The following is a 20,984-nucleotide window of genomic DNA, read 5'->3' as shown; positions in this document are numbered from 1 at the left end:
GTTGCCCTTCAGCACTGCCCGCGCCGACTGATTGCGACGCAATGACGACACCTGTGAAGGCCGAACCCACTCCGCCCGTTCCGCCGACCGAGGGAACCGATTCCGCCGCAAGGCGATACGGCGGGGCCGCACTGGCCCTGTCGACCGCGCTGGTGGTCGGCGGACTCGTCTCCTTGGTGGGGCTGACGGCGATCGACTCCGTCAACTGGCCGGCGTTCAACTCGTCCAACGTCACCCGGTCGCTGACGACCGCCGGCCAGGTCCTCGCGATCGCGTTGCTGGTGGTCGTCGCGCTGCTGTACCGGTACGGCAAAGGGCGCCTGCTCGTTCCGTTCCTGTCTGCGGCCGCGATGAGCGCCTTCGTCACGGTGACCATCGGGATGCCGTTGGGCGCAACGCGTCTCTACCTTTTCGGCCTCTCGGTCGACCAGGAGTTCCGCACCGAATACCTGACGCGGATGACCTCGAGCCCGCGGCTCGCGGACATGACCTACGTCGATCTCCCGCCGTACTACCCGGCCGGATGGTTCTGGTGGGGAGGACGTTTCGCGAACCTGCTGGGCCAGCCGGGCTGGGAGGCGTACAAGCCGTGGGCGATCGTGTCGATGTCGATCGCGGCCGCGGTGTGCGTCATCCTGTTCAACCGCATGTTCGGCGCGGATCGCGGTGTGGCCCTGGCCCTCGCGGTCACCACGATGTCGCTGCTGTACGCGTCGCCGGAGCCCTACGCCGCGATCCTCGTCATGGTCGGCGTCCCGATGCTCATCACCCTGACCTACGCGCTGCGCGGCAAGAGCCGCGCCGGCCAGGGACCGACCGGTCCGCTCGGCCGGGCGACGAGCTGGCCCGCGGTCGTGGCCTCCGGGGTGTTCTTCGGCATCTCGGCGGCGACGTACACGCTCTACACCGGACTCTTCGCGCTCACCGCCGTCCTCCTGACCCTGTGGCTGCTGGTCCAGGGGTGGCTCGCCGCCGCCAACAAGGCCCTGCCGGATGCCCAGGTGCGGGCCCGGCGCCGGCAGATCGTGGTCGCGGTGGTCGGGCGCCTGGTCGCGGTGGGCGTCATCTCCGGCCTCATCGCCCTGCTCGTGTGGGCGCCGTTCCTGCTGAAGCGGCTGTCGAGCGCACCGGCGAGCGGCGGCACCGCCGAGCACTATCTGCCCGAACGCGGCGCCTACCTGCCGCTGCCGATGTTCCACGTGAACCTGATCGGGGCCATCACGCTCATCGGCCTCGTCTGGATTCTCCTGCGCTTCCGCACCCGCACCGCCGCGCTGGCCCTGGGCACCACGGTGGTCGCGGTGTACCTGTTCTGCCTGCTGTCGATGCTCATGACCGCGCTCGGCACCACGCTGCTCTCGTTCCGCCTCGAGCCGATCCTGGTGTCGGTGCTCGCCGCCGCGGGCGCACTCGGCGTCGTCGACCTGGGCCGGTGGGCCGTCGACCGCTTCGGCGATGTCCGCACCGTCGTCTGCGCGGTGGCCGTGCTGGCGTCGATCGCGGTGGCACAGAGCATCCCCGGCCACCTCGGCACGGAGATCACCACCGCCTACACCGACACCGACGGCTACGGGAAGCGGGCCGACGAGCGGCCCGCCGGCGCCGAGTCGTACTTCGGGGAGATCGACCGGCTGATCCGCGAGCAGACCGGCAGGCCCCCGACCGACAACGTCGTGCTCACCGCCGACTACGGTTTCCTCTCGATCTACCCGTACTGGGGATTCCAGGGTTTGACCTCGCACTACGCCAACCCTCTCGCCGAGTTCGACAAGCGGGCGGCGACGATCGAGAAGTGGGCGGAGTCCGAGGACACCGAGCGGCTGATCGCCGAACTCGACTCCTCACCGTGGCGCCCGCCGAACGTCTTCCTGTTCCGGTACAGCTCGGACGGCTACTCGCTGCGGCTGGCCGAGGACGTCTACCCGAACGACCCGAACGTGAAGCGGTACAACGTCACCTTCGACCCCAGCGTCTTCGACGACCCGCGCTTCGAGGTCACCGAGATCGGCCCGTTCGTCCTCGTCGTCCGGAAGTGAGCCATGCGTCCCCCCTTCGCCTTCGACCGGCCCATGGAGATCACCTCCGTCGAAGGTGATTCGTCGACAACGCATTTCGTCCACACCGACGTGGTGAACTGGGTGCTGCTGGAACAAGACGGTCAGCTGACCCTGATCGACGGCGGTTACCCGGGGCAGGCCGCGCAGGTCGTGGAGTCGATCCGCCGGATAGGGCGGCACCCCTCGGACATCGCCGGCGCGCTGCTGACCCACGCGCACGTCGACCACCTCGGCGGCCTGGCAAAGTTGCAGTCGCGCTTCGGCTTCGCGGTGTACATGGACCCGGTGGAGGTGGACCACGCGCTGCGCCACCACCTCCAGCAGGCGGATGCGTTCGACCTGGCACCGCTGGCGGGCCAGCTGCGGCTCTGGTCCTGGCTGGCCAAGACCACCCCGCTCGGGGTGCTGAGCCGCAAGGGCCTGTCCGCGGCCCACCCGCACGACCGCGTCGCCGGCGAGGGCGCCGCACTCGACCTGCCGGGGTCGCCGGTCCCGGTGGCCAGCCACGGACACACCGACGGCCACAGCGCCTACCTCGTCGCCGACGGGCGGGCCCTCGTCTCCGGCGACGCACTGATCAGCGGACACGAGATCTCCGCCATCGCCGGCCCGCAATGCACCCCGTCGCCGTTCCAGCACGACGAACCCACGGCCCGCCGCAGCGTCGAGCGCTTCACCGAACTCGACGCCGACCTCCTGCTGGCCGGTCACGGCCCGCTTTATCGCGACGGGGTCGCCGACGCCGCGCGCCGTGCACTCTCTTCGACCTACTCCCCGAACCCCAGGACGTGGACGGTTCCTCGACCGTCTGGCGTTCGGAGACCACCGTATCGGCCGGGAGGGTCTCATCCGGCCGCCGAATGAACTCGGTCCTCTCGGAAGCGAACGAAGGTACGGACTCACGCCAGGGTCAGAGCACTACGAAGGCCCTCAACGAACTCGACAGGCCTCTCCCAGGCGGCAAAGTGTCCGCCATCGGCATGCTCGTTCCACGACTGCACATTGTAGAAGCGCCTGAAGAGCTCTCGTCCTGGAGGTAGAAGCCCATGCCGAAACACACTCACTGCGGTTGGCGTCTCCACGTGATCAACATTCAACGGCGGGGCGCTATAGGGATCGAAGGAAGTACCGATCGCGCCCGTGTGCCAGTACAAACTCACCCAGGTCAGCAGATCGTCCCGGGAGAACACGGATTCGATGTCACCCCGGCAGTCCGACCATCCATGCAGCTTCTCGATTATCCATGCTGCCAGGCCCACCGGCGAGTCGGACAACGAGCGAGCGAGGGTATGCGGTTTGGTGGCCTGCTCAGCTCGATACGCATCTTCGGTCGCGCGCCATCTTCGGGCCTCGCGATAATAAATCAGTTCACGTTCGGTCAGCTCGCGCCGAACGGCCACAGGTACCTTGATCGCGGGAAGGTCGGTCATATGCAGCGCCGAGACCGACTTCCCATGGTTGCCGGCCAGGTGAGTCGCCACGACACTACCCACGTCGCCACCAGACACCACGTACCGCGTGTACCCGAGGGCTCGAAGGAGACCCGCGACCTGCTCGGCCATCACCGCGGGAGTCGCCACCTCCGATCCCGCGATCACGGCGCCGGGATATCCCTTCAGACAAGGGATCACCACGTGAACATCTTCGAGGAGCGGTAACACACGTTCGAACCGTAGAAAGGAATCCGGCCATCCGTGGAGTAGCACCACTACCGGCGCCTCCGGATCCCGAGACCGCCGATGTATTGCGGTTACCGGTTCCCCGTTGATGTTTGCGCGAACCCACGGATACGAGCAGATGCGGCGCTCGGCGACCCTCCAGTCGAATGACCGCGCCCAGTACTTCACGAGGCTCTCGAGATAATCGGTGGGGGTACCACGCTCCCATCCCGAGGCCGCGGAGAGTACGGGGGATCTATACCGATCGAGTCGCGCAACCAAGTCCTCGATCGCGGCTTCCTCGACCGGCGACCATTGCCAGTCCTCGATGCCCCCGACATGATCCGCCGTGGCGCCGTCGATGTCCAGGCTCATGCCGGCCTCGCCAGATTGCCGAAAACCTGTGGGATCCATACAGTGATTCAACCGTGCGAGAAGACGGCTCTCACGTCCCATCTCGAGACACCCGGCGTGCGCTCTGCCCGCCGCGCACGGCTCGGCCAGGAGAGGAAGTCACTTCGCGATGCCCGCAACATGAGTCGACGACTCAGGCGAACATGGAGGCGAGCGCGGGGGCCACATCATGGTGGTCCCTGATGAGGCAGCACCGGCCGCGGCCAAGGAGAGCCATCTCCGAGCCGAGGGCTTGGTCGCTTTCACCGGACACGTCCAACAGAACGTCGAGACGTGGCAGCTTCGACGCCACATCGCGTGGGTCCGGACCGGCGTTGTGGACGCAGTCACTCAGCAAGACAACGCGGCCGTCCGCAGGCGAGACTCCCGAGAGTTGTTGCGCAGCAACCTCGAGCGCGAACGCGACGTTGGTCAATCCTTGCGTCGGCAACGCCAAGATCGCGTTCAAGACCTCGTTCGGGGACTTCCGCTCGCCAAGCGCCGTGACCAGTGCGGCGTCGGACCAGAACGCGACCACCGCCACGTCGTCTCGATGCAACTCCCCGACCATTGCGCCGACTGTGGCTGCTGCTGTCTTGATCTGCTCGCCCTTCGCCGACCCCGAGATGTCCACTACCAGAACAATCGACCGTCGTGTGCGTACCGGTTCACGTACGATGATGTCATCGTCACTGGGGACTGGATTGCCGGCAATTGCCAGCAGGGTCGCGTCGAGATCTATCTCGTCCGAAGCGCCGCGATAGCGCATCGATCTCATCGTCCCTCCAGGAGACCTACGACCGCGACGCTGCCGAGTCGGCTCGGCCAGCGCCAGCTTGCGCGCGATATCCAGCGCTCGTTTCCGAGTGAGCTCATCTACCGACTGCCGGGACCCGGCCGTGACCACTTCACCTTTCTCGTCGGTCACGTCCCGCGTCGAGCCTGCTCGCGTGGACCCGGGATGCGAGTCAAGACCAGCCCGATTCGACCGAGCTGGAGTACCTACCTTTCCCCCGCCTCCGAGCGTGATCAGCGTCGGCTTGTCGACGAGTTGTTTCGGTTTCCGACGCAGCGGCGCTCGCCGTCGCGCTACGCCATCAGGTTTGCGCGCTCGCTCCGATCGCGTGGGGTCATCTCTGACCGACGCTGCTCTTCAACCAGGTTCGGCAATCGCAGGACGCAAGTGGAAATACTCCTGCCAGATCTCGAGCAACACTGATTCGGGCGTATCAACGGCGGTATCGTCCAGGTGAATTCGGCCGGACAGCGCCACCAGCGTTGCGTTCAGCATGACCTCGGTGTAGTCCTTGGGCAGACCACGCGGAGGGTTGATGCCCTCGTCCACCGGCGCCTCAACGCCTTCGAGCACGCACAGTTGGTGTGCGACAACGGCGAGATCGATCGCTCCGCGGACACTGCTCCCTTGCCGGATGTCGTCGCGCTCGCGGGTCATACGCGTCAGCGAAACCGCGTCCGCGATCAGTCGCGGAGAAGTGACTTCGCTTCGGCGTCAGACGATTTCCCTTTCGGCTTCCGCATCCTGATATGTCGTCACCAGTCGGCACATCCGATCGTGCACCGACGTCGACAGGCGCGTCGTGCCGACGTTGTCGTACGGGTTCATCGAGGCGACGACTCTGAAGGTGGGCAGTGCCTGCACACTGCCCACCCGAGGCACAGTGATCACCCGCTCGGCCATCGCGGTCAACAGTGTGTTGAGTGTGTCGTCCGGAGCTCGGTTGAACTCCTCGATGTAAAGAAAGCCGCCGGTCCGCATCGCTTCGAGCAGTGGGCCCTCGACGAAGTTGCTCGCGTTGTAGTCCTCAGCGAGGACGCGTGCCGGGTTGTGGTGCCCAACGAGCCGGGTCGGGGTGAGATCTGCATTCCCCTCGACGAACACGAGCGGAATACCCCACTCGGCCGTAATCGCACGCAGAAGAGTTGATTTGGATGTTCCAGGAGGGCCCTCCAGCATGAGATCGCGCCCCGCCGCCACCGCAGCGAGCAGGAGTTTCAGCTCCCGCTCACGGCCAACGACGCGTTTGGCGATCCTGGACCACACGTCCCCCAGCGTCCCAGCAGGTTCCCTGGAGATCTCAATTGTCATTCGACCTAGGCTCCTTCGGCTCCATCTATCCACCTGCTCCAGACCCGGTGCGGTGGCGGGGATTGCGCGAGATTATCGTGACGCGTATCACCCGCGTTGTTGCAATACGAGACGGATCGCACACCTGCCGCAAAGCCCGACGCGATCGGCACCGTTGCAAACTGCGACATCCCTCCATCGCGGAGCTGTGCGATACTGCACGGTCCGGCTGACCGTGTCGCAACTTAGGACATCAGAGGGACAATCGATCCCGTATCTTTGCTGTCCACGGCCGATCTCGGCCATTGGTCATCACTGATCGGAGGTCAGGTTGAAGGCGCTGCAGTACACCGCTTTCGGGGAAGAACCCACTGTGGTCGACATCCCCCGCCCATCACCCGGACCCGGGCAGGTTCTGCTCCGGGTGACCGCCGCTGGGGTGTGTCACTCCGATCTGCACATCATGGCGTCACCCCCCGAGGAGTACCGCTACGGGCCACTACCTCTGACCCTGGGTCACGAGGCGGCCGGGGTGGTGGTCTCGTCTGGGCCGGGCGCAGACCGCTTCCCGGCGGATACCCCGGTGCTCGTCTACGGTCCCTGGGGATGTGGCATCTGCCGGAGTTGTGCACGGGGCGAGGAGAACTACTGCACCGACCCCGCCGGTGTGCACCCTCCGGGGATATCGGTCGCCGGCGCCATGGCCGAGTACATGCTGGTCGACGCCGAGCGTCACCTGGTGCCGCTACGCGACCTCGACCCGGTGCAAGCCGTAGCGCTCACCGACGCCGGACTCACCTCGTATCACGCCATCAACGGTTCGCGACACCGCCTCGGTGCTGGAACGTATGCGCTCGTGATCGGCGCCGGTGGGCTCGGCCACATCGCCATCCAGATCCTCCGCGCCCTCGGGGCGTCAACGGTCATTGCAGCCGATGTGTCCGAGGAGAAGCTACGGCTGGCGCGAGAGGTTGGCGCCCACCATTGCGTGATCGCCAACGAAGCGGCCGCAGATGAGATCGGTCGACTGACTGCGGGCGCAGGAGTGGACGCGATCTTCGACTTCGTGGGCACCGAGCGCACGGTTGGACTGGCGGGCTCGGTTGCTGCCACTCATGGGGACATCGTCATCGTCGGCGTCGGCAACGGTGCGCTGCCAGTCGGGTATCGCCGCCAGCCCTTCGAGACCTCAGTACGAAGTACATTCTGGGGCAGCAGATCTGACTTGTGGGAAGTAGTCGACCTCGCACGCGCCGGCCTCATCCGCGTGGCCGTCGAGACGCATCCTCTCCTCGACGCCCCGACCGCTTACAAACGCCTGGCCGAAGGGAAGGTCTTCGGTAGGGCGGTCATCGTTCCCTGACGCCGCCCCGCCAGGTTGACCTCGCTCCCCGTCGGGTGAATCGGCCTCCGCTGCGGCCTCACGTGACCCATACGCTGGTGGATCGGGACGCTGGCCCCGTCCCGATCCACCGCGAGATCTCAGACCTCGAGTCGGCCGGCTCCTTTCGTCGGCCGGCAGGAATCCGACCTTGAGCGCGACCTGCGAATGGGCAACATGCAGACGTTGTCGCTCAATGTGCTGGACGTCGCCTTCGACTCGAGCCGCGGAGCAACGGCGTCAGCAAAGTATCGGGAGAAACCACGCTGCGGCATGGTTGCGTGATCACCCGTGCGGGATCTTGTACGGCGCAGTTCCGCCGGCGTCGATGACCTGTGTCGTACCGGTGACATACCGCGATTCATCCGATGCCAGGTAGAGCACGGCATTGCTGACGTCCACAGGCTCGATCCACGGGATCTTGAGACCGTTCATGTGAACAAAGCCCTCGGCAGCCTGTTCCTCGGTCATGCTCGTCGCCCCCGGGAAGAAGAGGTTGTAGATCGCTTCGTTGTTGATCATCTTCGTGTTCACGGTCGTCGGATGAACCGAGTTCACCCGAATGTTGTGCGGTGCGAGCTCCACCGCCAGGACGCGCATGAGACCCGTCACGCCATGCTTCGCTGCCGTGTAGTGTGCGAGATTCGCATAGGCGATCAGCCCGGCCACAGAGCTGGTCAGAATGATCGAGCCGCCCTTTCCTCTTTCGATCATCGAGGGGATTGCGGCCTTCGCGGTCTTCCACACTCCCGTCAGGTTGATGTCGAGCATCTCCTGCCACTGCTCTTCGGTGATCTCCCACGCGGGGCCATAGCTGGCGATGCCTGCGTTGGCTACCACGATATCGATGCCACCGAACTCGGCGACGCCATCGGCGACCAGGCTCTGGAGGCCTTCCAGGTCACGAGTGTCGCCTTGCCGAAACAGAATTCGACGATCCAACTGCTCGACCAGTCTTGCGGTTTCCTCGAGATCTCCAGGGTCTCCCAAGGCATATGGCGCTGTGGGCACCTGCGCACAAATGTCCACAGCGATGATGTCGGCACCTTCTTCCGCGAGCCGAATTGCGTGCGCGCGGCCCTGCCCACGCGCCGCGCCGGTGACCAGCGCGACCTTGTTGTCCAGACGTCCCATATGAGTCTCCTCGCTTCGTGGTGGTGACAGGCCATATGAGCCATGTCGCCCTGTGAGGCTATGGTGACCCCGATCACTCCCTTTGTCGCAATTCGAGACAGCCTGATCCGGCAAATCGACTGTAGCGCGATGAGACAAACTCGTCGCCTTGCAGGCTGCGACCCTCTACATAGTGCGGCAGGTGACAGCAGTCACATGCGCCGGTCGTAAAGCGCTGCCGCACACCGTGCCACCCCGAAACGACACGATCTATATCGGCGATGCGGTGGCGAAACCCGCGTCAGGACAAGGAGTGAACGTGAAAGTCCACATGACCAATCTGATCCAGAATTACAACAATGCGTCCACAGACTACGAGATCTACAAAGATCAGATCGAGCTGTCGGTCCGCGCCGATGCCGATGGCTACGAGAGCATCGGTTGCGTCGAGCACCACTTCGACCCGGGTTACTCGATGTGCCCTGACAACACGCAGTTTCTGTCGTACCTAGCGGGCCGAACGAAGAATGCGAAGCTGCACACGACTGCCGTCATCCTGCCGTGGAACGATCCGCTGCGTGTCGTGGAGAAGATCGCTCTGCTCGACAACCTGTCCGATGGGCGCGCAATGTTCGGCATGGGTCGCGGCCTGGCCCGCCGTGAGTACGAAGGTTTCGGCCTTGACATGAACGAGTCTCGTGAGCGGTTCGACGAAGCCGCGGAGATGGTCATGCGCGGCCTCGAGGAGGGCTTCGTTGAGAACGACGGCAAGTTCTACAAGCAGAAGCGAGTCCCGGTTCACCCCAAGCCGTTGGGAACCTTCAAGGGCCGCACCACGATGGTGGCCATGAGCCCCGACTCTGCGATTGTGGCCGGCCGGCTTGGTCTACCGATGATGGCGTTCATCCAGGGACCGATGGAAACCATGCACATGCCGATGATCGAGGATTACCGGAAGGCGTTCAAGGACACCCACGGCGAAGACGCGCCGCCGCCGATGATGATCGATCTCACCTACTGCCACAACGATTCGGAGGAAGCACGGCGCGTCGCGTACGAGGCCTGCACCAACTACTACCTCACCTGCGTCGAACACTATGAGTTCGGCGGGCGGCATTTCGAGCACACCAAGGGGTACGCCTCCTACGCGGCGGCGAAGGAAGCCATCGATGCCATGGGCATCGAGACAGTGTGCGACGTTTACGCCAACGCCCAGATCTGGGGCACGCCCGAGGAGCAGATCGCCAAGCACGAGGAGCGTCGCGCAATCGTGGGTGACTACGAGGTGATCTCGGTGTTCCAGTACGGCGGCATCAAGGGCGAGACTGCAGCGAAGAGCTATGAGCTCTTCACCCGTGAGGTCAAGCCGAAGCTCGAGAAGCTCTGACTCACTCTCCTAGAAGGGAAGATCACCATGACCAGTCCTGAACTAGACAGGGCCCGAGGGCTGCTCAGCCATCTTGTCTCCGAACCGGAGGCGACGATGGATGATTATCGCCGCTTGTACGACGAGGTGCTGGCGAACTTCGAACTGCCGGCAGACGCCGAAGTGGAGGAAGTAGACGCCGACGGGGTCTCGGCGATCTGGGTGAGCGCCCCAGACGCGGCCAAAGACGAGGTCGTCGTCGTCGTTCATGGCGGAGGCTTCTGCATGGGCAACGCGCACGGGTACCGCGAGTTCGGTTACCGCCTCTCGAAGGCGTCGGGCGCCCGTGCTCTCGTCGTCGACTACCGGCTCGCGCCCGAGAATCCGTTCCCTGCTCCGCTCGATGATGTCGTGACAGCCTACCGGTGGGCCCGGCGTCAGGACGGTGTGCGGGGCGTGACGTTCGTGGGCGATTCGGCCGGCGGCGGATTGGTGATGGGCGCCCTGGTCAAGCTTCGGGACGAGGGCGATCGTCGCCCCGAAGCCGCGGTCGTATGCTCGCCCCTGGTCGATCTCGCTGGCGAGGGAGACTCACTCACCACGCGCGCACATCTGGATCCGTTGCCGGCGTCTGCCCTGGTCGAGGCGATGGGCAGCGCCTACCTGGCGGGTCGAGAACCGAAGGCCACGCCGTTGGCATCGCCCCTGCATGCCGACCTCAGCGGCCTACCACCGCTCAGGGTGCTGGTTGGCACCGACGAGGGACTGCACGATGACGCCATTCGCCTCGCCGACAAAGTGCGTGAATCGGGCGGTGAGGTCGACCTCGAGATCGGGGAGAAGATGGTGCACATCTGGCCGGTGTTCAACTTCCTACCGGAGGCGCAGGAATCGACCGAACGGATCGGGGCCTTTCTCCGGCAGCACCTGGGAACCAGTACCCAGGTCTGATCGATCACAGGGCCACTGACCACGAATTCGGCGCCGGTCTCGCTCGCCGCGAGACCGGCGCCGAATTCGTGGTTCGGACGTGAGCCCTCCAGTGTGGTCCAGTCGTCGTGGGATGCCCGCGGAGGTGTCATGTCGGGTCCTCGAGTTCTCCCGCCGGGCTCACCACCGATCGTCGTCCAACCCTGTCACCAATCGCGAGCTGACTGCCCGCGTACCGCGCGGCGGATCTGCACAGAGTGTCCCGTCACAGTGGCCGTTTCCGGCTGCGTCGTTCATCCCGATCGCAGATCGCATGGCAGTGCCCCGTGGGATGGTGGCCATCGTCGTGGGCTTCGATCACCACGGCGGTGGCCAGCCGGAGAAAAGGCCCCCACTGCGCGGCAACCTCGGCCGGCTCGGTGTGGGCAAAAATGGTCTTGACCGCAGCGGTCACCACCGGCGCTTGTTTGGTCGAGACCGCGCCATGTAGGTTCCGCATGAAATGCAACCGGCAACGCTGCCACGATGAGCAGGTAAACTGTTGGGCCACTGCTTCTTTCAACCCTGCATGGGTATCGGAGATCACCAGATGCACCCCCGCGAGGCCGCGTGCTTTGAGTGAGGCGAGGAACTTCCGCCAGAACTCGAACGACTCGCTTTCGCCGACCGCGGTACCTAGCACCTCGCGAGTTCCGTCCATCGACACCCCAGTGGCCACGACAAGGGTCTGGGAGACGACGTGGGCGCCGACCCGCACCTTGCAGAACGTGGCATCGGCGAACACGTACGGGAACTCGGTGTGGGTCAACGGCCGCTCCTGGAACACCGAGATCTCCTTGTCCAGGCCCACGCAGATACGTGACACCTCGGATGTGGAGATCCCGGCCGAGACGCCGAGGGCGCCCACGAGGTCATCGACGCTGCGGGTCGATACACCGTGCACGTAGGCCTCCATCACCACCGCGTGCAGGGCTTTGTCGATGCGACGGCGTCGTTCCAACAGCGAGGGGAAGAATGACCCGGACCGCAACTTAGGGATCTTGACTTCCCCATCACCCGAGGTCGTCGACACGGTCTTGGATCGGTGGCCGTTGCGGTGGGTGGCGCGTTCCGCGGAACGCTCATATCGACCGGCGCCGATCTTCTGAGCGGCCTCGGCCTCGGCCTCGATCAGTGCTTGCAGGCCCGCTCGGATCAACTCGGCGAACACCGCCCCGGAATCAGCGGCGGTCAGTGCATCAAGCTGTGCGAGCAAGGCAGAATGGTCCTGGGTCATCGTGTGGTGTGTCCTTCTGTGAGTCACTGTGAGAGGTAACTCATCGACCACTACGCGATGGCCCACCTCAACAAGGTCACCGACACGCTCAGCAGCGGCTCACCTCAGCCCCGAAACCCCACCACCACAGGGGACTTACCCGATCCACACCGCCGATGCCGCGGCATGACAAGTCGACTATCACGCATCCGTCCAGCAGTCCCTGTCCGTACTGCTGCACAGTGCTCGATGCGTTTCAGTCGTGCGAATCGCAGGCTGGTCGACCGACTCGAAGGCCGATGTCACACCGGTGGTCGATGCGTTGGACATAACCATATGATGCCGCCGGGCTGCGCCCGGCGGCATCGTTCGTGCCGATCACCAAACCCTGCTCACCTCATGGGGTTTCGGAGAAGTATGCGATCCACAGAAGTGATTGGGGCGTCTTGGTCGACCGGCGACTACCTCGAGGTCTTCCACAACCGCCTACGCCGCCACTTCAACGCCGAGTCACCGCCCCGATCGAGTACGAATCATTCTTCGGCAACGCCGCCCTCACCAGCGACAGTTGGCCACCATGACTCGAACCCAACAGGTGAGGCAGGTCAAGGTGTCAGCCACCAACGAAGTCTCAGGCCCAGAGGCCCGATCAGTAGTAATAGCGGTAGACCGGACGCGCCACACACGCGGGTTTGGCCGAACCCTCGATCTCGACGACGGCGTCGCCGACCAACTGAACGCCACCCTCGACCTCGGTAACCTCGGCCACGCTCGCAGACAGCCGGATCCGCGCTCCTACCCCTACCGCGGCTGGAAATCGGACACGGTCGAGGCCGTAGTTGACCACCATCTGGGCACCGTGGACCTCGAGGAGCTCGGCGAACAACGGCCCGACAAAGGACAGGGTCAGATAGCCGTGCGCGATGGGACGCCCGAACGGACCTGCGTTCGCTCGTTCGACGTCAACGTGTATCCATTGCTCGTCACCGGTAACCGCGCCGAAAGTATTGACCTGGACCTGAGTGACCTCACGCCATCGTGTCTCACCCAGCGACCTGCCCACTAGATCGACAAGGTGCGCCGGCGACTCGACAATAGTGCTCATGGCGGCTGTCTTCCCTTCTGTCAGATGGACTTGCCTGTGCCTAACGCGCGACGTAACCGCCGTCGACGACGAGCACCGAGCCGGTGATGAACGAGGCGGCCGGCGCTGCGAGGAAGCAGATAGCAGACGCAACCTCGTCCGCCGTCCCGAGCCGTCCGAGAGGGTGGGCCTCGGAGAGGCGGCGTCGAGTCTGCTCGTCGGGATCGCGTAGAAGAGGGGTGTCGATGAACCCTGGGGCTACGGCGTTCACCCGGATGCCGGCAGACGCGTAGTCAAGCGCGGCAGTCTTGGTCAGACCGATGAGCCCGTGCTTGGCCGACGAATACGGACTGGCCCCCTCGACGCCCACCAGGGCGGTCACCGAAGCAACGTTGACGATGCTGGCACCAGCCTGCATGACCGCCAGCTCCGACTTCATGCACAGAAAGCTACCGTCGAGGTTGACCGACAGCAGTCGGCGCCATTCCGCGATCTCCGTCTCCCCGACGGGGGCCTTCACCGGCATTCCGACACCAGCGCAGTTGACGGCTATGTCTAGGGCTCCGTAGCGATCGATGACCTGGTCGACCATATTGTCGACCTGCGCTGGTTGTGTGACATCCACGGTCACTGTCAGAGAATCGCCAACGCCCAATGCGGCGGCGTCGGGTTCGCGAATGTCGGCCAATGCGACTCGAGCGCCGAGATGTTTGAGCATGCGCGCGCTGGCGGCGCCGATTCCCGAGCTACCGCCGGTGACGAGTGCGACCTTCCCGGACAGGTCGAGGTCCATTCTGACGTCCTCCCTAACTCTGTGTGCAGGACACGACGGCAGGGCAGGGACACCTATGCCGCCCACTCAGACGCCGTCTTGAAGTGTTGTCGGTCGTCCCTACTGGAACGAACGCTTGAGCAGTGGTCGATCGACCTTGTTCGTGGCCGTCCTCGGAATCGTGTCGACGATCTCGATGCGCCGAGGCCGCTGAAGACCGCGCAAGTTCGGGTTCGACTCGCAATACGCTGCGATATCGTCAGCTGTGACACCGGGTTTGGTGGGCACCACGATGGCTGTTACCTGCTGCGACAGGCGTTCGTGCGGAGTTCCGATCACCGCAACCTCGGCGATCAGCGGGCATGCGGCGAGGTGGCCTTCCACCATTTGCGGGTACACGTTCTCGCCCCCGCTGATGATCATGTCGTCAGCACGGTCGACGTAGTAGAGATAGCCGTCCCGGTCCGCTCGAACGAGGTCGCTGGTCCGAAACCAGCCGTCGACGAACTTGGCGTCGTTGAGCTCGTCGAGCCGCCAGTAACCAGGGGTCACGGTGTCGCCGCGAACCCACAACTCTCCTGTCTCCCCGATCCGCACGTCGCGGCCGAGATCCTCGGCATCGGTGGAGACGATCCGAACCTCAACGATCTGCTCCAACGGTTTTCCGAGGCTGCCTTCGCGCCGATCCTCGTCCAGCGGCTCGGTGATGGAGAGGCCCATCTGCTCGGTCTGCCCGTAGATGTTGGCGGCGACGATCCCCGTCGCCGCCGTGAGTTGCTTCAACCGGCTCAACGGCAACGCCGACCCGCCGATCGCGCATACCCGAACAGACGGAAGTGGATAAGTCTCACCGCCCAATTCGTTGAGGATGTCGATCATCATGGCCGGAACCAAGGCGACGATCGTCGGCTGGTACCGGGCTGCATCAGCGAGCCATTCACGGGCATTCCAGCGTCTGAGTGTCACCGTGCCGCCCGTAAACAGCAGCGGCAGCGTGATCAGCTGGAGACCACCGACGTGGAACAAGGGGGTGCAGACCAGCGCTTCATCGTCTTCGTCGATGGACCAGATGTCGCACTCTGCCTCGCACACTGCGGCGATACCGCGGTGCGATTGCCGTACGCCCTTCGGTTGGCCGGTTGAGCCACTGGTGTACATCAGGACTGCGTCGTCGGTGTCGAAGCGTGGGACGACGGTTGCCGCCGAGGGCGATTTCAGCACCGATTCCCAGGTGGTCAACGCATCGGGATGCTCGCCGACCGAGATGATCCGGCCCGCAATCGCCAGTCCGCGAAGGGCCTCGCCGAGGCGCTCGACATCGGTCGCGGGACTGACGATCATCTGCACCTCGGCATCTTGCGTCGCGTGCCGCAGCGCCGATGGGTGGAACAGGTAGTTGTATGGCACCAGGGTTCCGCCGGCCTGCCAGATCCCCAGCATGGCGATGATCCACTCCGGTTGGTTGTGCATCAGTACGCCAACTCGGTCTCCCGGACGAACGCCCTGCTCAATGAGATATGAGGCGAAACGCGACGACCTGTCGATCAGCTCTTGATAGGTCAATTCGGCGTCGTTATGGCGGATCGCCACCTTGCCGGGGTTGCGCCGCGCCGACCGCCTGATGACATTCGCTATGTTCACTTGCAAAGCCTTCCTCGGATCCATCCCCGAACCGGCGCACGCCGGCCGACTATCTTCTGCAGGCTAAATTCAGATGGCCCCCAGGAGTTGTCGCATATCGGGACGGCTCTGTTGACGACGCCGGGAACTGACCCTGACGACGGGTGAGTCCTGCCCCGTCTCGCCAGGAGGGTGACCTCACGTGCGTAGTAGGCGCAGATTCGCCGTTTACATAGCAGTGAGAGTGTGCCGATCACAGGGATCGCGCGCCATACCCACAACGTCGGGCCAGCAGCACTCGCGGGTACGTCGGGGGCACTCGGTGGGAGCCGGCGCCACCGCCGACCTTCAGCGGGTGCGCTTCCACTACGGCCAGATCCCCGTCGCCGACCACCCCGCAGTCCGGCAAACCACGCCACCCGCGCAGATTCTCAGCGTGTGCCGACCGCCAACGAACCGCGCCACGCTCCCGCAGGCGGCCACACGACCATCACATCCACCACTATGAGAGATGAAACATCATGTCTGACCGTCAGATCAGCAATCGTTGACAGGCTCACGGCCGAGAACTGTTGCTCCAACCGACAGGGTGCCTGGCGCGTTTTGGGACACGTCTCCTCGGCGTGCGCCCCTATGCTCGACCCGTCCGATACACCCTTCTCCCGTGAGGATCCACATGCCCGATACCCAGCCAGTTGTGGTCGTTGCCGTTTTCGTCCCGAGGCCAGGTAAGCGTGATGAGGTTGAAGCCGCCGTCCGCAACGCTGTTGCCGCCACCCATGCGGACGACCGTGGGTGCGAGCTATACGCGGCCCACGAAAGCATCCGCGGCCGAGAGGGAATCGTGATCATCGAGAAGTGGGCCTCTGCGGAGGAGTTGCAGATGCATGGATCCGGCAAGGCCTTCGCCGATCTCACCGCTGCAGTCGGCGATCTTCTTGCCGAGCCGCTCGATGTCACCGTCCTGAAGCCAATCCCCGCTGGCGACCCGAAACTGGGTGCACTGTGAACGACTGATCCGTCGTTCCACCGCCGATGCGCGGCGTCCTCGTCCGAATGTTCGGACGAGGACGCCGCGCGACAGGACGACTTTTTGTCAGGCTCCGACTTCGAGTCGTTCCGACCATGTGGAAGTCTCGTACGCTGCTCCGGGATTGCAGACCTCGATGCCCCGCGATTGCAGTGCTCGGTGATCATCGATGTCATTGTGCAGCAGACATACCGACTCGACGCCGAGGTCGTCGACGATCGCCCCGACGAGCGCCGACGAGACCAGGCCGGCCATCGCGTCATCGCCGAGTAGCCGCACGATGACGCCCTTCCTCGCAGCAGCGACCATTGCCTCCGCGCGAGCAAGCCGCACCCGCGCTTCACCTGACCTACCCGGGTCGGCCGCGGGATCACGGTGCACGTAGAGATACACATCCTTCGCCCCCGCAGCCGACCCGACGACTGTGGCCAAATGCATTGTCGAGGCACCGATTCGCCGGTATCCCACGACTTGATGCGGCGGCAGTTCCGCCAGGCTGCACCGCTCGACGAGTGCGCCGGTGCTGAAGAAGTCGTCACGGACGTCGGTGACTGTCACGATCTGAAGCCGATGGGCGGTAGCGAAGGCTTCCAACTCTCCGCGGTGGGGTAGGTCCGAACCACTGATACCGTCCCCCACCAGCGTTGCGAATAACGCTGCCGGACGATGCCCCGCGGCCGCGATCAAGTGCGTGGCCACCTCACCGATGCCGTCCCGTTGGAGCAGTCCTGCGTCCGCGACTCGGACAGGTACGACATGTCCTGGTCTCGTGAAGTCCTCCGGCCGACTTGCCGCGTCGGCGAGCATCGACGCGGTGCGAGCTCGGTCGCTGGCTGAGATGCCAGTTGTCACGCCTTCCACCGCGTCAACAGTCACACACGCCGGCACCTCGGGACTGCCGAACTCATCAACGCCTTGCATTACCGGAAGATCGAGACGATCACACTCTGCGCCCGGCAACGCAACGCACAGGAATCCCGACGTGTGCCGTACCATGAAGGCCGAGTTCGCCGAGTTTGCACAACCAGCGGCGAGAACCAGATTCCCGTACACCCGGCTCGGGTCACGATCGTCGACGACCACCACGGGCGACCCCGACGCCAGTGCGCGGACAGCTCGCCGGACGCGCATCGCCCTGTACGTCGCGCCCGAACCGGCACCATCAGGTGTCATGGCTCCTCCACCAACTCCATATCGTGCAACCGGCGGAACCGACTCCCGTGGAACACCAATGGAGACATCCCCGTTTCCGTCTGCACGCTGTGGATTCGTAGCAGTACCAGAGTGTGGTCACCCGCTTCGATCTCAGCATGTATCGAGCAGTCGAACCAAGCTGCAGACCCAAGCACGAACAGGGCGCCGTCGTCAGTGGCCTGCCAGGCGGTGCCGGCAAAGCGATCTCCACTCTTGAGAGATAGCTTCCTTCCCGCCCCGGCCTGATCCTCGGCCAGCACGCTGAGACCCAACCGGGGCTGGCGACGAAGGATCGGCCACGTCGTCGATGTGTTCTGCATGCAAACAGAGAGCAGAGGAGGTTCGAGCGACACCGAGGTGAACGAACTCACCGCCATGCCCACGGGGCCCGATTCTGCCTCCGAACACACCGCCGCGACCCCCGTCGGGAAACACCCGAACGCACGACGCAGGACGGTCGCGCGCTCCGGAATCAGGTCTACGTCGATCACCGTCATCACTCCGATCTCAGCTTCGCGGTAGCCCGAGGACGCGTTCGCTGATGTAGTTCAAGATCGATTCGTTGTTGAGAGGCGCGATCTGGAGTATGCGCACCATGGGCCAGATCGTGACCACGTCACTCTCGTACACGAATGCGGAACCCCCATGAGTCTGGATCGCGCTGTCAACGGCGGCGAGCGCCGCACGGCTGCCGAGCAGCTTGGCCATATTCGCCTGGTCACCCGCATCGACTCCACTGTCGTAACTCGCCGCAGCGGAGTACATGACCTGTCTCGCAGCCTCCATCTCAGCACGGGCGAGCGCCAGCGGATGAGCAACCGCTTGATGCGTACCGATCGGAGTTCCGAATGGTGCACGTACCTTGGCGTACTCAACCGCCTTCTGCAGCGCGTACTCCCCCAAGCCGAGAGCCCAGGCTGCTACCGTCACTCGTTCCTGGTTCAGACAGGAGAGGATGTGATCGAATCCGAGCCCCTCTGTTCCGATCAGCGCATCCTGAGGCACCTCGACGTCGTCGAAGAACACCTCGAACTGGTTCTCCGGGGCGTACCACTCGATGTCGAGCTGGCGGAGCTCGATACCCGGCAGCGACAGATCCACAATGAAGAGCCCGAAACCGCTTCTACGGCTGAGGGGTTCACCCGGGGGTGCGGTCCTGGCCAAGAGCAGAATGTGGTCTGACTCGTCGGCGCCGGATATGAAGACCTTCTGGCCGGTGATCCGGTAGCTGCCATCCGCCGTCTTGCGCGCGTAGGTGCGCGCGGCGAAGGAATTCGTGCCGGCCTCCGGCTCGGTGACCCCGAGGCAGATCTTGCGCCGGCCCGTGACGCTGGTGACGACGTGGTCTTTGATCTGCTGTTCCGATCCGTGCCGCAGGATCGCCTCGCGGCAGAAGGTCGTGAGACTGTACTGGAGCGGCGGGATACCTTTGCGTGCCAGCGCCTCCATCACGGCAGTGGTTCCAGTGAGCCCACCTCCCGCACCTCCCAGGCTCTCCGGCACTCCGATGGCGAGAAGATCCGCCGCGACGAGTGCATCCCAGAGTTCCCGGGCATGCCCTCCATCACGCGCACGCTGCAAGAACAGGGATCGCGGAAAGGCGGCCGAGATTCCCTCCACGGCTTCGAAGATCGAAGCCACAAGTTCCCGGCTGTCCGGGTTCAGGTTCGGCACCGGGGCCACTGTCATGGGATTGACCTTTCTGTCTCTTCCCAGGCATAACTGGGTGTGCGCTTTTCGATGAAGGCGCGCGGCCCTTCGACTGCGTCCGCGCTGCGTAGTACGCGTTCGTTGAGCGAATTCTCCAAGGCAAAGCGGGGCTCGTTGCCAAGCGCGCGCACCGCGATCTCCTTGGCGGTGCGAACTGCCAGAGGAGCGTTTCGGGTCACTCCGCGGGCGACATCGAGGGCGCGCTCCAAGACCGATTCGGGCGGGACGACCTCGTTGATCAGACCGGCACGCAACGCCTGAGTCGCATCGATATGATCCCCGGTGAGAAGCAACTGCATCGCGATAGCCCAGGGAACCTGTTGCGGGAGGCGGATATGCGTTCCGCCGCCGGGAATGAGTCCCCACCGAACCTCAGGAAGTCCGAAAATCGCGCGCTCCGAGGCGATACGGATATCGGTTCCGAGCAACATCTCAAGTCCCCCCGCAAGGCAGAGGCCGTTCACCGCCGCGATCACCGGGATGAACACATCCGAAAAGAACCTTTTCGCGGGGTCGGGGATCAAGATCTCCAGCTCACCAGCTGAGAGGCGCGGAATCAGTTCTCCGAGATCGCCGCCCGCGCTGAAGGCGCGGTCACCCGCACCCGTGATGACGATGGCACGTACGTGGTCGTTGCGACGAGCGTCGTCGAAAGCAGCCGCCAGCTGCTGCAGCATGGACACGGTCAAGGCGTTGTGAGCCGACGGGCGATCCAACGTGATGAGGGCGACCGCGTCGGTCACACTGTACGAGATCTCACCGTCACCGGCCCGTCCGACTTGCTGTCCGGCTGTCTCTACGATTCTACTGCTCGCGTCCTGTGACATCCCGAATCACCTCCTTGTCCATACGAAAGTATGTGGCGTAGAGGGTGTTCGGTTGTCCGATCGTGACACAGTGGCCGGTTATGTGGATGCCGTGCGGGAAACGATGCACACCTCCGGTGAGGTGGATTATCTGCAGTGGTCGAGTTGTTGTGCGACGCTGTTGCCCGAGTGTTCGGGCAGGAATCGACGACGACATGGCGGTTGGCCAAGCATCGACGGCACCCGCCGGATCAGATCATCCGCGTGCCGGACGGAGGGCAAGAAGCCCCTCGGGACCGAGCGGGTGTTGGCTGAGGTGTGCCGGTATCCGGAGGTCTCAGCAAGCCGATTGACTCTAGGAAGTCCTGCGAGCTCCTCGGCGCCACAGGACGAGCTCACCTTGCAAACCGCGGGCGATCCACGTCGACCGCGTCCGCAACCCGACGGCGTGGTTGACGTGCTCGACCGCCTGGCCCTCATACATGGTCCACCGCCCTACGTTGCGGTTCGAGAATGGACGCCGCAGAGT

16 protein-coding genes and 2 pseudogenes are annotated in these 20,984 nt (G+C 64.2%); 6 read left to right on the top strand and 12 right to left on the bottom strand.

Annotated elements, in window-relative coordinates; all coding sequences use genetic code 11:
- Window positions 1–41 precede the first annotated feature (41 nt).
- Window positions 42–2,036: a galactan 5-O-arabinofuranosyltransferase gene (locus GP2_RS12935; RefSeq protein ID WP_040526975.1), complete on the top strand. Its 1,995-nt coding sequence runs from the start codon at window positions 42–44 to the stop codon at window positions 2,034–2,036.
- 3 nt (window positions 2,037–2,039) lie between these two features.
- The gene (locus tag GP2_RS12930) at window positions 2,040–2,921 is read left to right on the top strand and encodes an MBL fold metallo-hydrolase (RefSeq protein WP_006900961.1); all 882 of its coding nucleotides are present in this window, start codon (window positions 2,040–2,042) and stop codon (window positions 2,919–2,921) included.
- 35 nt (window positions 2,922–2,956) lie between these two features.
- On the opposite strand, the gene GP2_RS12925 is transcribed toward GP2_RS12930, so the two are convergent.
- The 3 genes and pseudogenes from GP2_RS12925 to GP2_RS12915 form a co-directional block, all read right to left on the bottom strand.
- The gene (locus GP2_RS12925) at window positions 2,957–4,090 is read right to left on the bottom strand and encodes an epoxide hydrolase family protein (RefSeq protein ID WP_085950515.1); all 1,134 of its coding nucleotides are present in this window, start codon (window positions 4,088–4,090) and stop codon (window positions 2,957–2,959) included.
- A 172-nt stretch (window positions 4,091–4,262) separates the two neighbouring features.
- The gene (locus tag GP2_RS12920; protein WP_006900959.1) at window positions 4,263–5,036 is read right to left on the bottom strand and encodes a vWA domain-containing protein; all 774 of its coding nucleotides are present in this window, start codon (window positions 5,034–5,036) and stop codon (window positions 4,263–4,265) included.
- Between the two features lie 225 nt (window positions 5,037–5,261).
- Window positions 5,262–6,215: pseudogene (locus GP2_RS12915) on the bottom strand (AAA family ATPase).
- Window positions 6,216–6,567: 352 nt separating this feature from the next.
- On the opposite strand from GP2_RS12915, the gene GP2_RS12910 reads away from it, so the two are divergent.
- The gene (locus GP2_RS12910; protein ID WP_306302387.1) at window positions 6,568–7,557 is read left to right on the top strand and encodes an NAD(P)-dependent alcohol dehydrogenase; all 990 of its coding nucleotides are present in this window, start codon (window positions 6,568–6,570) and stop codon (window positions 7,555–7,557) included.
- Window positions 7,558–7,860: 303 nt separating this feature from the next.
- Here GP2_RS12910 and GP2_RS12905 read toward each other — a convergent pair whose 3' ends face one another.
- Window positions 7,861–8,709 (bottom strand): mycofactocin-coupled SDR family oxidoreductase, encoded by an 849-nt coding sequence (locus GP2_RS12905; RefSeq protein WP_006900955.1) that lies wholly within the window; start codon window positions 8,707–8,709, stop codon window positions 7,861–7,863.
- A gap of 181 nt (window positions 8,710–8,890) precedes the next feature.
- Here GP2_RS12905 and GP2_RS12900 point away from each other — a divergent pair, with 181 nt between their 5' ends.
- Both GP2_RS12900 and GP2_RS12895 read left to right on the top strand, forming a co-directional pair.
- Window positions 8,891–10,075, top strand: a complete 1,185-nt coding sequence (locus GP2_RS12900) for an LLM class flavin-dependent oxidoreductase (RefSeq protein ID WP_157211685.1) — start codon at window positions 8,891–8,893, stop codon at window positions 10,073–10,075.
- Between the two features lie 27 nt (window positions 10,076–10,102).
- Window positions 10,103–11,005, top strand: a complete 903-nt coding sequence (locus GP2_RS12895) for an alpha/beta hydrolase (RefSeq protein ID WP_006900953.1) — start codon at window positions 10,103–10,105, stop codon at window positions 11,003–11,005.
- A 370-nt stretch (window positions 11,006–11,375) separates the two neighbouring features.
- Here GP2_RS12895 and GP2_RS12890 read toward each other — a convergent pair.
- The 4 genes and pseudogenes from GP2_RS12890 to GP2_RS12875 all read right to left on the bottom strand — a co-directional run.
- A pseudogene (locus GP2_RS12890) lies at window positions 11,376–12,260 on the bottom strand (IS256 family transposase); the annotation flags it as partial.
- Between the two features lie 628 nt (window positions 12,261–12,888).
- Entirely contained in the window at window positions 12,889–13,344 is a 456-nt protein-coding gene (locus GP2_RS12885) for a MaoC family dehydratase (protein ID WP_006900951.1), read from the bottom strand.
- 40 nt (window positions 13,345–13,384) lie between these two features.
- Complete coding sequence (locus GP2_RS12880) at window positions 13,385–14,116, bottom strand: SDR family NAD(P)-dependent oxidoreductase (RefSeq protein ID WP_006900950.1); 732 nt, start codon at window positions 14,114–14,116, stop codon at window positions 13,385–13,387.
- Window positions 14,117–14,215: 99 nt separating this feature from the next.
- Complete coding sequence (locus GP2_RS12875) at window positions 14,216–15,736, bottom strand: class I adenylate-forming enzyme family protein (RefSeq protein WP_040526974.1); 1,521 nt, start codon at window positions 15,734–15,736, stop codon at window positions 14,216–14,218.
- 655 nt (window positions 15,737–16,391) lie between these two features.
- On the opposite strand from GP2_RS12875, the gene GP2_RS12870 reads away from it, so the two are divergent.
- Entirely contained in the window at window positions 16,392–16,724 is a 333-nt protein-coding gene (locus GP2_RS12870; RefSeq protein WP_006900948.1) for a putative quinol monooxygenase, read from the top strand.
- Window positions 16,725–16,811: 87 nt separating this feature from the next.
- Here the strand turns inward: GP2_RS12870 and GP2_RS21220 are convergent, their stop codons facing one another.
- The 4 genes from GP2_RS21220 to GP2_RS12855 are packed head-to-tail and all read right to left on the bottom strand — an operon-like array spanning window position 16,812 to window position 20,392.
- A complete protein-coding gene (locus GP2_RS21220; protein ID WP_255218625.1) occupies window positions 16,812–17,876 on the bottom strand; it encodes a 3,4-dihydroxy-2-butanone-4-phosphate synthase in 1,065 nt (354 codons plus the stop codon).
- Between the two features lie 38 nt (window positions 17,877–17,914).
- Window positions 17,915–18,436, bottom strand: a complete 522-nt coding sequence (locus GP2_RS12865) for a flavin reductase family protein (RefSeq protein ID WP_006900946.1) — start codon at window positions 18,434–18,436, stop codon at window positions 17,915–17,917.
- A gap of 10 nt (window positions 18,437–18,446) precedes the next feature.
- On the bottom strand, window positions 18,447–19,628 hold the full coding sequence (locus tag GP2_RS12860; protein WP_006900945.1) for an acyl-CoA dehydrogenase family protein: 1,182 nt from the start codon (window positions 19,626–19,628) through the stop codon (window positions 18,447–18,449).
- Complete coding sequence (locus tag GP2_RS12855; RefSeq protein ID WP_230824982.1) at window positions 19,625–20,392, bottom strand: enoyl-CoA hydratase/isomerase family protein; 768 nt, start codon at window positions 20,390–20,392, stop codon at window positions 19,625–19,627. Before GP2_RS12855 ends, GP2_RS12860 begins: the two co-directional genes overlap by 4 nt.
- Window positions 20,393–20,984: the final 592 nt, after the last annotated feature.

This window comes from Gordonia paraffinivorans NBRC 108238, assembly GCF_000344155.1.
Classification (GTDB): domain Bacteria; phylum Actinomycetota; class Actinomycetes; order Mycobacteriales; family Mycobacteriaceae; genus Gordonia; species Gordonia paraffinivorans.
This window is presented reverse-complemented; position numbering and strand designations above follow the sequence as displayed.